Origin of the sequence: Streptomyces sp. SA15 (genome assembly GCF_002291145.1) — a bacterium.
Classification (GTDB): Bacteria; Actinomycetota; Actinomycetes; order Streptomycetales; family Streptomycetaceae; genus Streptomyces.
Genome location: NZ_NTGE01000192.1, coordinates 1 through 12,875 on the forward strand (window position 1 = coordinate 1; position 12,875 = coordinate 12,875).

Annotated in this window: 13 protein-coding genes and 2 pseudogenes; 8 read left to right on the forward strand and 7 right to left on the reverse strand. The window is 70.7% G+C overall.

The features are described 5' to 3' along the window. Positions 1-305: 305 nt before the first annotated feature. From CLM62_RS40585 to CLM62_RS40600, 4 genes are all read left to right on the forward strand, one after another. Positions 306-1,091: a condensation domain-containing protein gene (locus tag CLM62_RS40585; RefSeq protein ID WP_095754903.1), complete on the forward strand. Its 786-nt coding sequence runs from the start codon at positions 306-308 to the stop codon at positions 1,089-1,091. 222 nt (positions 1,092-1,313) lie between these two features. Beyond that, the gene (locus CLM62_RS40590) at positions 1,314-2,333 is read left to right on the forward strand and encodes a class I SAM-dependent methyltransferase (protein ID WP_095754904.1); all 1,020 of its coding nucleotides are present in this window, start codon (positions 1,314-1,316) and stop codon (positions 2,331-2,333) included. Between the two features lie 14 nt (positions 2,334-2,347). Further along, positions 2,348-3,490 (forward strand): branched-chain amino acid aminotransferase, encoded by a 1,143-nt coding sequence (locus CLM62_RS40595; RefSeq protein WP_095754905.1) that lies wholly within the window; start codon positions 2,348-2,350, stop codon positions 3,488-3,490. Positions 3,491-3,785: 295 nt separating this feature from the next. Continuing rightward, positions 3,786-5,330, forward strand: coding sequence for an MFS transporter (locus tag CLM62_RS40600; RefSeq protein ID WP_095754906.1), 1,545 nt, complete (start codon positions 3,786-3,788; stop codon positions 5,328-5,330). 119 nt (positions 5,331-5,449) lie between these two features. Here CLM62_RS40600 and CLM62_RS40605 read toward each other — a convergent pair whose 3' ends face one another. Then, a complete protein-coding gene (locus CLM62_RS40605) occupies positions 5,450-6,595 on the reverse strand; it encodes a BTAD domain-containing putative transcriptional regulator (RefSeq protein WP_095754907.1) in 1,146 nt (381 codons plus the stop codon). A gap of 342 nt (positions 6,596-6,937) precedes the next feature. Between CLM62_RS40605 and solA the strand changes: the two genes are divergently transcribed. Further along, positions 6,938-8,086, forward strand: coding sequence for an N-methyl-L-tryptophan oxidase (gene solA, locus CLM62_RS40610; RefSeq protein WP_095754908.1), 1,149 nt, complete (start codon positions 6,938-6,940; stop codon positions 8,084-8,086). On the opposite strand, the gene CLM62_RS40615 is transcribed toward solA, so the two are convergent. The 5 genes and pseudogenes from CLM62_RS40615 to CLM62_RS40635 all read right to left on the reverse strand — a co-directional run. Further along, positions 8,058-8,306 (reverse strand): hypothetical protein, encoded by a 249-nt coding sequence (locus tag CLM62_RS40615; RefSeq protein WP_095754909.1) that lies wholly within the window; start codon positions 8,304-8,306, stop codon positions 8,058-8,060. The two genes, solA and CLM62_RS40615, sit on opposite strands and share 29 nt — an antisense overlap. Positions 8,307-8,841: 535 nt before the next feature. Beyond that, positions 8,842-9,021 (reverse strand): hypothetical protein, encoded by a 180-nt coding sequence (locus CLM62_RS40620; RefSeq protein ID WP_095754910.1) that lies wholly within the window; start codon positions 9,019-9,021, stop codon positions 8,842-8,844. 280 nt (positions 9,022-9,301) lie between these two features. Next, positions 9,302-9,847: a M20/M25/M40 family metallo-hydrolase gene (locus tag CLM62_RS40625; RefSeq protein WP_095754911.1), complete on the reverse strand. Its 546-nt coding sequence runs from the start codon at positions 9,845-9,847 to the stop codon at positions 9,302-9,304. A 55-nt stretch (positions 9,848-9,902) separates the two neighbouring features. Next, positions 9,903-10,274, reverse strand: a pseudogene (locus CLM62_RS53315) (M20 family peptidase); the annotation flags it as partial. A 35-nt stretch (positions 10,275-10,309) separates the two neighbouring features. Then, positions 10,310-10,639, reverse strand: a pseudogene (locus CLM62_RS40635) (enolase C-terminal domain-like protein); the annotation flags it as partial. A gap of 89 nt (positions 10,640-10,728) precedes the next feature. Here CLM62_RS40635 and CLM62_RS40640 point away from each other — a divergent pair. From CLM62_RS40640 to CLM62_RS40645, 3 genes are all read left to right on the forward strand, one after another. After that, positions 10,729-11,580 (forward strand): class I SAM-dependent methyltransferase, encoded by an 852-nt coding sequence (locus tag CLM62_RS40640; RefSeq protein WP_095754913.1) that lies wholly within the window; start codon positions 10,729-10,731, stop codon positions 11,578-11,580. Positions 11,581-11,743: 163 nt separating this feature from the next. Beyond that, the gene (locus tag CLM62_RS50480; protein WP_179382437.1) at positions 11,744-11,902 is read left to right on the forward strand and encodes a hypothetical protein; all 159 of its coding nucleotides are present in this window, start codon (positions 11,744-11,746) and stop codon (positions 11,900-11,902) included. Positions 11,903-12,013: 111 nt separating this feature from the next. After that, a complete protein-coding gene (locus CLM62_RS40645) occupies positions 12,014-12,265 on the forward strand; it encodes a hypothetical protein (RefSeq protein ID WP_095754914.1) in 252 nt (83 codons plus the stop codon). A gap of 79 nt (positions 12,266-12,344) precedes the next feature. On the opposite strand, the gene CLM62_RS40650 is transcribed toward CLM62_RS40645, so the two are convergent. Next, on the reverse strand, positions 12,345-12,869 hold the full coding sequence (locus CLM62_RS40650; RefSeq protein ID WP_095754915.1) for an ATP-binding protein: 525 nt from the start codon (positions 12,867-12,869) through the stop codon (positions 12,345-12,347). Between the last annotated feature and the right edge of the window lie 6 nt (positions 12,870-12,875).

A 12,875-nucleotide genomic window follows, 5' to 3' on the forward strand; every position in this document is an offset into this window, starting at 1 on the left:
GGTCGCCGCGATCGGCGTCGGCGCCGGCTTCTGGCTCAACCGGCCCGCATCCGACGACGAAGGCGACGAAGGCAACGCAGGCGAGGCCAGCGACAAGGACAAGGGCACCGGCGCCAGCACCCCCCCCCCCCCCCCCCCCCCCCCCCCCCCCCCCCCCCCCCCCCCCCCCCCCCCCCCCCCCCCCCCCCCCCCGCCCCCCCCCCCCCCCCCCCCCCCCCCCCCCCCCCCCCGGCCCCCCCCCCCCCCGCCGGCCGAGGGACCCGCGCCGCGACACCTTCGGCGCCCTGCGCCACCACACCGGCGACCTGCCCGCGGCCACGACCCGGGCCCTGCTCACCACCGTCCCCGCCGCCTTCCACTGCCGCGTCCTCGAACCCCTGGTCGCAGCCCTCGGCGTCGCCCTCGTCCACCGGGCCGTCCGCGTCGGAGAGACGGCCGCCGACGTCCTGCTCGACCTGGAAGGCCACGGCCGGGACACCACCGGCACCGGACCGTCGCCGGAGCAGGCAGTCGGCTGGTTCACCTGCCTGTACCCGCTGCGCCTGCCCGTCGCGGACCTCGACCCCGACGACGCCCTCGCCGGAGGGCCGGCACTCGGACACGCCGTCAAGCGGGTCAAGGAGGCAATCCGCGCCGTCCCCGCCGACGGCTCCGGCTTCGGGCTGCTGCGCCGGCTCAACGACCGTACGGCCCCCGTCCTCGCCCGCATGGACCCGCCGCCGCTGGGCTTCAACTACCTGGGCCGGTTCCGCCACGACGACACGCTGTGGAGCGCCGCCCCCGACGACCACGCCCTGGCGGGAGGCGGGGCGGACCCCGCGCTGCCGGTCGCCCACGACCTGGAGGTCAACGCCGTGACGCTGGACGGCCCCGACGGGCCCCGGCTGCACGCCGTGTGGAGCTGGCCGGACGGGCTGCTCGCGCCCGAGACCGTGACGGAGCTGTCGCAGACCTGGCTGCGGACGCTGACCGCCCTGACGGAACACGCGCGGCGGGGCGAGGCGGGCGGCTGGACCCCGTCCGACCTGCCCCTGGTCGACCTCGAGCAGGAGGAGATCGACGCCCTGGAAGCGGCCTGGCGCGACCGCTGACCCGGCCCCGCCCGGGGCCGGACCGGTCGTCAGATCACTGTCAGCCGGGCGTCATGGCCCCCTCGTACAGTCCACGACAACAGCCCACGTGAACAGCCCGCGTGAACAGCCCACGTCAACCGTCGACTACGACACCCCGGAGCAGCTCAGCGAAACGGACGCCCGACGAGGCCGCGCCGCACTCCGCAGCAGGCCGCACGCCAAGAAGAAGGAGAGACGCGCATGGCAACGCACGAAGTCGCCGAGAAGCACCTGCGGGAGGGCATCGAGGCCAGCGGCCCGGCCCCCGACCTGGCCGCCGCCGCGGCCCTGCTGGAGATGGGCGACCGGCTGGGAGTCGTGGCCCACCTCGCCAGCGACCGTGTGCTCGACACCGGCGCCACGGCCGCCGCCACCGACCTGCCCGAGCCCGCCCTCACCCGCTACCTGGACGCCCTGGAGTCGGCCGGCATCGTCGTCCGGGAGAGCGCCGGCCACTACCGCGCCTGCCCCGACTTCGACACCGTGCGACACCAGGCCGGATACATCTCCTGGACGATGAACGCCAACCGGCCCTTCATCGAACACGCCCGGGAGTTCTTCACCGACTGGGAGCGGGCCGCACGCACATACCTCCGCGACTACCGGGAAGTCGCCGTGAGCTCCCAGTGGATGGGGTCGCACGCCTTCTACCCGGCCGCGTTCGACACCATCGTGGACGCCAAGCCCCGCAAGGTCGTCGATCTCGGGGCGGGCACCTGCCGCCTGCTGATCGAGGTCCTCACCGCCGTGCCGGGTTCCACGGGCATCGGTCTGGACTTCGCCGCCGACGCCTGCCGGGCCGCAGAGCGGGCCGTCGACCAGGCCGGCCTGACCGACCGGCTCACCGTACTGGAGCGCACCATCCAGTCCGTGGCCGACGATCCCGGCTTCCTGGCCGGGGCCGACGTCATCCACGCGGGATTCGTCTTCCACGACATGCTGCCCGACGAGGAGGACGTCTGTGACGCGGTGCTCGCCAACTGCCGCGAGCAGCTCGCCGACGACGGCTTCCTCGCCATCACCGACGCCGTCCCGTACCTGCGCGACCCCCGGGAACGGCGGTTCAGCGCCGCCGTGTCGTACTACCACGGGGAGTTCATGCGGCGCCGGCTGCTCAGCGAGAACGAGTGGCTGGGCAAGCTGCGCGGCGCCGGCTTCTCGGACGTCCGCGCGGTCACCCTGGCCTTCCCCACCGGTCGCCTCTTTCTCGCCCACCGGTGACCGGGACCGTGCCGATGGGCACGCACACCCCGGCCGGCACCGGCGCACCGGCCGTCGCCCTGCGGCCGAGCCCGGCGCCGCTGCCCGCCGAGCGGTCCCGGGCGCTGGCCGCCGAGGCCCACTTCGGGGAGGTGCTCACCGAGCACATGGTCACCGCGCGGTGGACCGCCGCCGACGGCTGGCACGACGTCACCCTGGAGCCGCTGGCCCCACTGCGGCTGAGCCCGGCGACGGTCGGACTGCACTACGGGCAGAGCGTGTTCGAGGGGTTCAAGGCCCACCGCCGCACGGCCGACCGGGCCGCGGTCTTCCGCCCGTGGGCGCACGCCCGCAGACTCGCCGCCTCGGCCCGGCGCATGGCGCTGCCCGAGCTGCCGGAGGAACTGTTCGTCGCCGCCACCGAAACCCTGGTCCGCCAGGACATGGACTGGATACCCGAGGGCGACGACCGGAGCCTGTACCTCAGACCGGTGCTGTTCGCCTCCGAGGCACACCTCGCGCTCAGGCCCGCCCGCGCCTGCCTGTTCCTCCTGCTCGCCTTCCCCACCGGCAACTTCTTCGGCGCGAGCGAGCGCGCGGTGACGGTGGCGGTGTCGCAGGAGTATGTGCGTGCCGCACCCGGCGGCACCGGAGCGGCCAAGTGCGGCGGGAACTACGCCGGCACCTATCTCGCCCAGGAGGAGGCCGCCCGCCGGGGCGCGGACCAGGTGGTCTGGCTGGACGCGGTGGAACGCCGCTGGGTCGAGGAACTGGGCGGCATGAACCTGTTCTTCGTGTACGGCGAGGGGGACCGGGCCGAGCTGGTCACGCCGCCGCTGACCGGCACCATCCTGCCCGGCGTGACCCGGGACAGCCTCATCACCCTGGCCCGCGACCGGGGGCTGCGGGTCACCGAGGACCGGGTGGCGGTGGACCGGTGGCGGGAGGACTGCGCCGCCGGCCGGATCACCGAGGTCCTCGCGTGCGGCACCGCGGCCCGCGTCACCCCGGTCGGCCGTGTGCTCGACGGGGACGGGGCGTGGACGGTCGGCGACGGCACACCGGGCCCGGTCACCTCCCGGCTCTCCACCGCGCTGGCCGCCGTACACCGGGGCGAGGCGGCCGATCCGCACGGCTGGTGCCATCTGGTGGACCGCTCGGGCCGGAAACCTGTTTGACCAACGGCGAAGCGCTATGGGAGGCTTGACGCATGATCTACTGAGTGTGCGGGCATCGCCCGTCGTCTTCACGTGACTCTTCTCCGTACGACGTTCTTCCGTACGAGCTCCCTCGTACGTGACGTTTCCGTACGACGTATCTCCGTGTGACGTGTTCTCGCCCACGTAGCGACCCTCCGCCGTACGACTTCCTCGTCGGCGTTCCCTGGTCGTTGGTGTCCGCGGGCGGAGACGAACGGGCGTTCTCGGTTCTTGCGCATCCGCAATGTTCCGTCCCCCGCTCAGGAGTTTCCTCATGTCTCAGACGCAGATGCCCCATACCCAGCGCGATCCCCGTCGCTGGTGGATCCTCGGGGTGCTGTGCACGTCCCTGTTCGTCATCGTCCTCGACAACACGATCCTGAACGTGGCGATCCCGTCCATCACCGAGCAACTGGGCGCGAGCAACGCGCAGGTCCAGTGGACGCTCAACGCCTATACCCTCGTCCTGTCCGGCCTGCTCATCACCGCGGGCGGCCTCTCCGACCGGCTCGGCCGCAAGCGCGCGCTGCTGGCGGGCCTCGCGGTGTTCGGCGCCGGATCCCTGCTGGGTGCGTTCGCGCCCTCCCCGCACATCCTCATCACCGCCCGCGTGCTGATGGGCGTCGGCGCGGCCTTCCTCATGCCGGGCACGCTCGCCGTCCTCGTCCGCACCTTCGACGACGAGGAACGCCCCCGGGCCATCGGCATCTGGGCGGCTGTCTCCTCCGCGGGCATGGCCCTCGGACCCGTCCTGGGCGGGTTCCTCCTCGACCACTTCTGGTGGGGCTCCACGTTCCTGATCAACGTGCCGGTCGCGGTCGTCGGCCTGCTCGCCATGGGGGTGCTGCTGCCGGAGTCGAAGGACCCCGGGCACGCCCGTCCCGACCTGATCGGCGCCGTGCTGGCCACGCTGTCGGTGGTCGCGCTGGTATGGGCGGTCATCTCCGTGCCGAGGGACGGCTGGCTGGCGCCACAGACCCTCGGTGTCGGACTGCTCGGCCTGGTGTGCGTCACCGTCTTCGTGTGGTGGGAACGCCGCGTCGCGGATCCCATGCTCGACATGGCGATGTTCGCCAACCCCAAGTTCCGCGGCGCCGTGTTCGGCGGGATCCTGTCGGCGTTCGGCATGGCCGGATCGCTCTTCCTCCTCACCCAGGACCTGCAGTTCCTGCGCGGCTACGACCCGCTGGAGGCCGGCGCCCAGCTCACGCCGATGGCGATCGGCGTGTTGGCCAGCAGCATCCTGGTCAGCCCGCGGGTGCTGAAGGCGGCCGGGGTCGGCAAGGGCATCGCGATCGGTGTCACCTGTTCGGCGGCCGGTCTGCTCACCGTGGCGCTGGCACCGGACGACAACGGCTACGTGGTGCTGGTGGTCGGTCTGCTGCTGCTCGGTGGCGGCGCGGGCATCTCCGGCCCGCTGGTCGCCAACGCGCTGATGAGTTCCATCCCCCGGGAGCGCGCCAACACCGGATCCGGCGTGAACAACACCCTCCAGGAACTCGGCAGCGGACTGGGCGTGGGCGTCCTCGGCGCGGTGCTGATCGGGATCTTCTCCCAGGCCGTGCCCGACACGCTGCGTACGGCCGCCAGTGAGTCCTACCCCGAGGCCGTGGCCGCGGTCAGCGGCTCCCCGGAGGCGCTGCACGAGGTCCAGGACAGCTTTGCGCACGCATTGACACTCAGTCAGGTCGTCGGTGCGCTGGCTGTGTTGGTCGGCGGCTGGATCGCCGGTGCGTTGCTGCTGCGAGCGGAGAAGGCCGAGAAGGCGCGTGCCGCCGCCGAGGAGGCGAAGGAGCCCACGAGGGCCGGGGCCGACTGACCAGGGCCCGTCCAGGCCGGCGCGGCCGACCGGTCCGCGGCCCCCGAGGGCCTTCGCCCGCGGCCGGGTGCGCCGGGAGCCCATCGATGGTCTCCCGGCGCACCCACCCGATGCGTCCCCTACAGCTCGTGGTGGAGCAGCCGGGGCTTCCCCGCGGGCGGCCGGTGTTCGTCGACCGCTTCCATCGTCTCCTCCAACTGGCTCGAAAGATGCTGGACCGTGGAGATGAGCGTCTGCTGCTGTGACATGAGCTCTCTGACCTGCAGACGCAGGCGGCGCAGTTCGGCGTCCAGAGGGGATTCGGTACGGGAGTGCGCCGGCAGTGGGCTCGGACGGGCCGGCGCGGGGCCGGGGTTCCCGGGCGCCGTTCGTCGCCGGACGCCGGCAGCGGGCCGGGTGGCCGTGCTGGGCGCGGGCGAGATGGCCGGGGTGGAGGGACTGGAGCGCAGAGTGATCCGTTGCGGATCTCGGACTTCGGCGGCACTCGATGCCTGCGGATCCATCAACTCGGGGGAGTGGGACAGGATCTGCTGCATCCGCTTGCTGAGTGCGGGCACCGGGGTGACGCCGAGTTCGTCGGCCAGACGGCGACGGACGCGTTCGTAGACGCTCAGCGCCTGCGCCTGGTGGCCGGATCGGTAGAGGGCGACCATGAGCTGGTCGTAGAAACGTTCCCGCAGTGGATAACTGTTGGTCAGCTCTTCGAGCTCGGCTATGACATGCGCGTGCAGGTTCGCGCGTAACGACACGTCATAGAGAAGCTCCAGGGCGCTGAGCCGAGCCTCTTCCAGCAGCGCCGCTCCGGCGGTGCAGATCGGGCCACGGCTCCCCTGCAGGGCAGGGCCGCGCCAGAGCTTCAGCGCGCCGCGGATCATCTTCTCGGCCAGGACCGGGTCCTGGTCGGCCGTGTGGCGTGCCCGGTCGATTCCGCGCAGGAAGAGCTCGCTGTCTATCTGCTCCGGATCGGTCTTGAGGACGTAACCGGATTCCTCGGTGATCAGGCACTGCTGGGTGGCCATGTCACCGGCCTTGAGCTGGTCCATCATCCGACGTAATCGGTAGACCTGAGCCTGGAGAGCGTTGGCGGACTTGTGTGGCTTCGACTCGCCCCAGACCTCCTCGCTGAGTTGTTCGGCGGACACCGAGGAACCGCACTTGACGATCAGTGCTCCCATCAGGGTCCGCTGCTTTTGGCTGCTGAGGGGAACTCTGCGTTGGTTGACGTTGTCGTACAGCTCCGTGAGACCGAGAACTCTGAACTTCACGCCTTCTCCCGCTGTGGTCGGGAATCCGGTTCCCAGGGCAGTTCTGTGGGGGTGAGTAACTGAACCGGGCTCCGCTGGCGCCCCTTTCCTCGCAGAACGGACCGGGACCGTGCCAATGCGTTCCACACACTGCTCCGGCTGAGCCGGAACCCCGTGTTCGGATGATCCTAAAGGAGAAGCGGAAGACAGACACCCCACGGATCCCGGCCATTTCGTGCATGGACCATCAGTTGCTGCGACGCAGGTCGTCCAAGTGCAGTCGCGTGTCAGCCCGCTGGCAGTTCGTCAGGGATGTGTCAGTGATCCGGGCGATCATCGATGGAGCCCGGACGGAGGACGGACATGAGTACATGGGACGCGGAAGTGGCGGTGGTCGGGCTGGGCGGCTGGGGCGCCTGCGCCCTGTGGCAGATCGCCTCCCGGGGCGTGGACGCCCTGGGCATAGAACAGTTCCACCCCGGTCACGGCTGGGGTGCCTCCCACGGTGGTTCGCGCATGTTCCGCATCACCTGCCTCGAACACCCCGAACTCGTACCGCTGGCACGGCGGTCGCTGGAGCTGTGGCACGAACTCGCCGACCTGAGCGACACGTCGCTGTTCGAGAACCGCGGGGGACTGCTGATCGGGCCCGAGGACGGCCGGATCGTCGGCGGTACGCTGCGCGCCGCGCTGCACCACGGCATCCCCCTGGAGCACATGGCCCCCACGACGCTGCGGGAGCGTTTCGGTCAGCATGCGGAACTCGGCCCCGACGACATAGCGGTATGGGAACCGTCGGCGGGCATCCTCCGCCCGGAGGACGCCGTGCGGGCCGCGACCCAGCTCGCCCGGTCGGCCGGGGCACGGGTCGTCACCGGTACCCGCGTGCATTCGGTGGAGCTCGTCTCCGGCGGCGTCGAGCTGGAGACCGGCGGCGGCCTCCTGCGGGTGCGGCAGGCCGTGATGACCATCGGCAGCTGGCTCGCCTCGCTGCTTCCCGGCCTGGCGCTGACGCCCCTGCGGATGCCGATCACCTGGTTCCGTTCCGCCACCGGTGACAGCCGGTTCGAACTGGACCGGTTTCCCGTCTTCATGCGAGAGCTGCCGGGCGCGGAGGTCCTGTGGGGCAACGGCAGCGAGAAGGAGCACGGGGTCAAGCTGGGGCTGGAGGTCCACGGCAGGGCTCCGCGCCCCATCGACCCGGACACGGACGACCGGTGTGTCGTCAGCGAGGACTGGGCCGAGCTCACCGGCGTACTCGGCCGCTACCTGCCGGGGCTGGAACCAGCCCCCTCACAGGTCTCGGTGTGCATGCTGACCACCACGCCCGACGGTCAGTTCGTCATCGGGAGGCCCGGGGGCGACCCGCGGCTGATCCTCGCCGGGGGATGCAACGGACACGGTTTCAAACACGCCAGCGGCATCGGCGAACTGCTGGCCGACCTGGTGACGCACACCCCGCCGCCGATGCCGCTGGACTTCGTCAGCCCGGATCGTGTCGCTCTGAGGTGATCGATGCGGGATGCCGGCGGGGAGCCTGCGTGTGCGACGGCTCCGGACGCGCGGGCGCGGGCTTCCCCGTCAGCGACGTGAGCGTCTCCAGCAGGGGCCGCCACGGCTCGAGCACCTCCGGGGCCAGGACCGGAGACAGCTCCCACACGGTGCGCCAGGCAGGCGGCAGCGGCTCGGGCGCCGTCTCGTCGGCGTCCTTCCAGGCGGAGATCTCCTGCATGGACGGTGCCTGCCCACGACACACCGGGCGCTCTCGGTGGATTCCGGTGTGGACGGTTGTACGGGTGTCTGGGCTGTGTTTCCGCGTTGCGGGTGATCGCTCGCGGTCATTGCGTGGCCCACTGTCTGACGTTGGGGAGTGGTCATGGAGAGTCGCTAAGGCGTTCGACTGTGAGGGGGCTGCCTCGCGTGCGACCGCGTACGCCGCCCCGCGGGACGAGCGGTGTTGAGGCTTGTCGCTGACACCACCGAGGCTCTGGTGGCTGCCTGCGCGCCGGATGCCGAAGCCCGCCGGCCGCGCTGTACGCCAAGGCCCGCGCCGAGGGCGACCGCTCGGTGCGACCGAGCGACCATGCCTCCGGCCGTGCCGCGTCCAGCCCCGACCAGGGTCGGCCGGCGCACAGCCAGCGCCCGCAGATGTCGGGCCGCACGGAAGATTTCAGCGAGCGGGCGTGTGACCTGGGCACTGAAATCTTCCGAGCGACAGCCCATGCCGTTCCGGTTGTACCGGTTGCTTGAGCGCCGGAGGCGGTGGGTCAGCGTTTGACGCGGTTGCGAACGGCCAGGACCGCCAGGCCCAGAAGGACGGGCTCGGTCACGCGGGAGGCCATCTCGATGTAGGTGCCCGCGGTGGTCAGATTCTGGCCGGAGGAGCGAAACGGGCCTTGACGCCTGATCCCGGGAAACAGCACAGCCTCGACCGTCTTGCTCGCCATGGCAGGAAACACTCTGCCGAAACGATCCCTCGTTCCCCTCGCTGACCTGGGGATTCACGGAACTGCGGACAGAGCCTTGAAAACGGCCAGAGGTACTCTTCCTCCTCATTTGCCTTGATTATGGATGGTGTGGGGAGGGTGGGGAGCACGAGCATGCGTCTGGGGCCGGCCGTAATCTCCCCTCCGTCGTGTGTGCGGAGCTGGTCAGTGGTTCGGACCTGGCCATGCATTGCGCCAGCGTCCCGATTTGGGCGCGGGAACCTCTCTTCTCGATGCAGCATTAGCCGACAGATGGCAGCAAGTGGGCGACGAGTCCGGCGACGAGGGCTGCCCGGCGGGGCATCTCGGCGATGACGGCGTACTCACCCTCGGCGTGGGCATGCGCGCCGACCGCGCCGAGGCCGTCGAGGGTGGGGATGCCGATTCCGGCGGTGAAGTTGCCGTCGGAGGCACCGCCGACACGGACGGCGCGGATGTCTCCCAGAGCGAGGTCTTGGGCGGTGGCGCGGGCCAGGGCCAGCAGATGATCGGTTTGACGGGCCTCCATCGGCGGGCGGTTGGGGCCTCCTTCAACGGTGACTCGTGCTCCGGACAGCACGGGGGACAGCGCTGTCATCCGGGCGCGCAGGGCGTCTTGTTCAGCACGCGTGGTGGCACGTGCGTCGACATGGAAGTGGGCTTTGGCGGGCACGGTGTTGGCCGTGGTGCCGGCGGTCGCGAGGGTGGGGGTGACGGTGAGGCCGCCGGAGCCGAAGGAGGCCACGGCGCGTACTTGGGCGGCAAGTTCCGGCGCCGTCCGCGCTGGCCTCCAGTACCAGCACGGCACCGGCGCGGGCGGCGGCCTTCTCGATCAGTGGCCGGGAGGTGGGTGAGCCGATCTCCTCGTCGGTGGTCAGCAGCATGCCGCAGCCGGGCGGGGCGCTGAGCGCGGCCATCGCGTACAGGCCCTGCACGATGCCGGCCTTCATGTCGAAGACGCCGGGGCAGCTGAGGGTGGTGCTGGTGCGCAGCGGTTTCGGCCAGCGAGCCAGGGTGCCGGCCGGCCAGACCGTGTCGAGATGGCCGAGCAGCAGCACGCCGCCTTGCAACGGCTCCCAGTACAGTGCGGGCCGGTCCTGTTCGCTGATCCACTGCGGTGTGCGGCCGAGTAGAGAGGTGCCCAGGTCGGCGGCGTGCTCGGCGACCTCGGCCAGTCGGCCGACGTCGTGCGATGGGGACTCCACCTGGCACAGTTCGAGGGTGGCCCGGGTCATCTCCTCGGTGTGTGCGGTCAGGTGGTCGAGGAGGGTCACGGCTTGAGCACCTGCGTGGAGACGGTGAGCTCCGCGAGCACCTCGGGGATCGGTGCTACGCCGATGCCCGGGCCGGTCGGTATCGCGATCAGGCCGTCGTCGGTCATGGTGATCGGTTTAGTCAGGTCCTGCTCGAAGTAGCGGTCGGAGGCCGAGATGTCCGAGGGCAGGGTGAAGTTGGGTAGTCCGCCCAGGGCGAGGTTGGCTGCCCGGCCGATGCCGGTCTCCAGCATGCCGCCCGCCCAAACCGGGATCCCGGCGGCTGTGCAGACCTCGTGGACCCGCCGCGCCTCCAGGTAGCCGCCGACCCGTCCGGGCTTGATGTTGTTCGGCACGCAGACCGAACGCGACGTCCTGCTGGTCCGTGTGATCACCCTCATCAGGCCCCTTGGAAACGCTCATCTAGGCTGGCGCGGTGACTGATGAGCAGGAGCGGGTGCAGCCGTCGGGAGTGTGGGCCACGGCGGTGGGGGTGGCCAGGGTGCGGGCGCTGGAGACCGAGCGGGAGAACGCGCTGTTCCGCGACCCACTGGCGCAGGCCTTCGCCACCGCCGGCGGCCTGTGGCCCTCCTCGCCGCCGCTGCCCGATGACGCGGCCGCGCGACGCCGCCGGCTGGCCGTGTCGTTCTCCATCGTCATCAGGACGAAGTTCCTCGACGACCTGTTGCAGCAGGCTTCCGCGTCCGGGGTCCGGCAGGTCGTGCTGCTTGGCGCTGGCATGGACAGCCGGGCCTTCCGGATGGACTGGCCCGAGGGCACCCGGCTGTTCGAGGTCGACACCGCCGCGCCACTGGACTTCAAGGCTGCGGTGCTGCGCCAGGAGCGGGCCGTCGCGCGCTGCGAGCGGATCACCGTCGCGGTGGATCTGCGTGAGGACTGGCCAGGCGCGCTGGCCGCCGCAGGGCACGACCCGGCCGTGCCGACCGCGTGGATCGCTGAAGGGCTGCTGATCTATCTGCCCGAGGATGCGGTGGAGCTACTGCTGGCCCGGATCAGCACGCAGTCGGCGGCAGGCAGTCGGATGGGGATGACATTGGGCTCGCGCGGCGTGATCGAGCGCTCCGGCGGAGACGCCGCGCCGGGATCGGCGGCGTCCATGTGGGTCTCGGAGATGCCCGACGACCCGGTGGGCTGGCTGGCCGGGCACGGCTGGGAGGCCGGCAGCCACACCCTGCGCGAGCGCGCTGCCGCCTACGGCCGTCCGATCAGCACCCCGCCGCAGCGCGAGGATCGGCCCGGCGGGCTGATCTCGGCGGTCCGCCGGTAGAGCGCCTCTTGGTTCCCTAGATGATCGATTCCAAGGGGGCCTGATGAGTGGAGCTAGCTTCATGCGCGGCCAGCCAGTCATGCGCGCACTGACCGCCTACGACCGCTAAAGTTCGCCCGAAAATCGCCTGGCTGGATGGTGGTGTGGTCGACAGTCCTTCGCCGTGAACGAAGTGCTGCCGCAGTTGAACGAGCTGCTGTTTTCCTCGGTCGAGGGCGTGTTGGTGGAATCGGTCGAGGTGATCGACACGGTCGTCCGGGTCGAGGCCCGTACGACCGCAGGGCGGGCGGCCTGTCCGGGGTGCGGGTGCTGGTCGGGGTAAATACACGGCTCCTACCTGCGTTTTCCTCGTGATCTGCCGACGGCGGGCAAGTTCGTCGTGGTGTCGTTGCGGGTGCGGAGGTTCGTCTGCGAGGAGGAATCCTGCGAGCGCATGACCTTCGCTGAGCAAGTACCCGGTCTCACCCGCAGGTTCGGGCGACGGACCGAGCGGCTGCGGTCGACGCTGGTGTCGGTCGGTCTTGCGCTCGCGGGCCGGGCCGGCGCCCGGATGACGGACGCCTTCAAGGTTCCGGTCAGCCGGAACACCCTGTTGAGGCTGATCGCCTCCCTTCCGGACCCCGCCACCGCAGTACCCCGCGTGGTCGGCGTGGACGAGTACGCCCAGTGCAAGGGCCGTGTCTAGAGCCTGTCCGGCGGATCTTTCCGGGCTCGGCGCTCCTGGCACGGCTGCGTTACTGGGCGGCACAAGGTTGGCCGGACAGTCACGCGAGCGATGGCCACCGGTCGGCGGCCCACTCCAGCCATCCTGACCACCCAGGAGGCGGACCTCCTACCTCATGTCCATCGAGTTCCGTGGCGTCGGGCTCCTCGAACAGCGTCCTCCAGTGCAAGAGGTCCGTCTCGCTCATCACGAAGGTCTGATCAGGGGTGGTCGACTGGCGATGGGCGATCCGGCCACGTTGGGTCTCATGGTCCACCGGCACGTACACGAGTTGACAGGACGCGCCCACAGACATCGCCAACCAGCGGATCGCGGACCTCTCGTCACGAGACCAACATCCGAAATCCAGGACCACGTTCGTTCCCAGCTTCAGCGCCTCCAGACCCAGCCAGAGCAGCCGTCCTTCCAGCACATCGCGCTTCCCGGCCGGCTGCGGATCACCGAACAGCGGGAGCATCCACTCATCCGGCGTCAGCCGCAGCGCGTTGTGCTCCTTGGCCAGCTGTCGAGCTCTCGTGGTCTTTCCGGCCCCGGGCAGGCCAACCGTCAGGAACAACGTCGTCACGCCCAG

What these genes read in the sequence shown, in the direction of transcription:
- CLM62_RS40590 (WP_095754904.1), top strand. Translation starts at nt 1,314, where the DNA reads ATGGCAACGCACGAAGTCGCCGAGAAGCACCTGCGGGAGGGCATCGAG.
- CLM62_RS40595 (WP_095754905.1), top strand. Translation starts at nt 2,348, where the DNA reads ATGGGCACGCACACCCCGGCCGGCACCGGCGCACCGGCCGTCGCCCTG.
- CLM62_RS40600 (WP_095754906.1), top strand. Translation starts at nt 3,786, where the DNA reads ATGTCTCAGACGCAGATGCCCCATACCCAGCGCGATCCCCGTCGCTGG.
- solA (WP_095754908.1), top strand. Translation starts at nt 6,938, where the DNA reads ATGAGTACATGGGACGCGGAAGTGGCGGTGGTCGGGCTGGGCGGCTGG.
- CLM62_RS40615 (WP_095754909.1), bottom strand. Translation starts at nt 8,306, where the DNA reads ATGCAGGAGATCTCCGCCTGGAAGGACGCCGACGAGACGGCGCCCGAG.
- CLM62_RS40620 (WP_095754910.1), bottom strand. Translation starts at nt 9,021, where the DNA reads ATGGCGAGCAAGACGGTCGAGGCTGTGCTGTTTCCCGGGATCAGGCGT.
- CLM62_RS40645 (WP_095754914.1), top strand. Translation starts at nt 12,014, where the DNA reads ATGACCTTCGCTGAGCAAGTACCCGGTCTCACCCGCAGGTTCGGGCGA.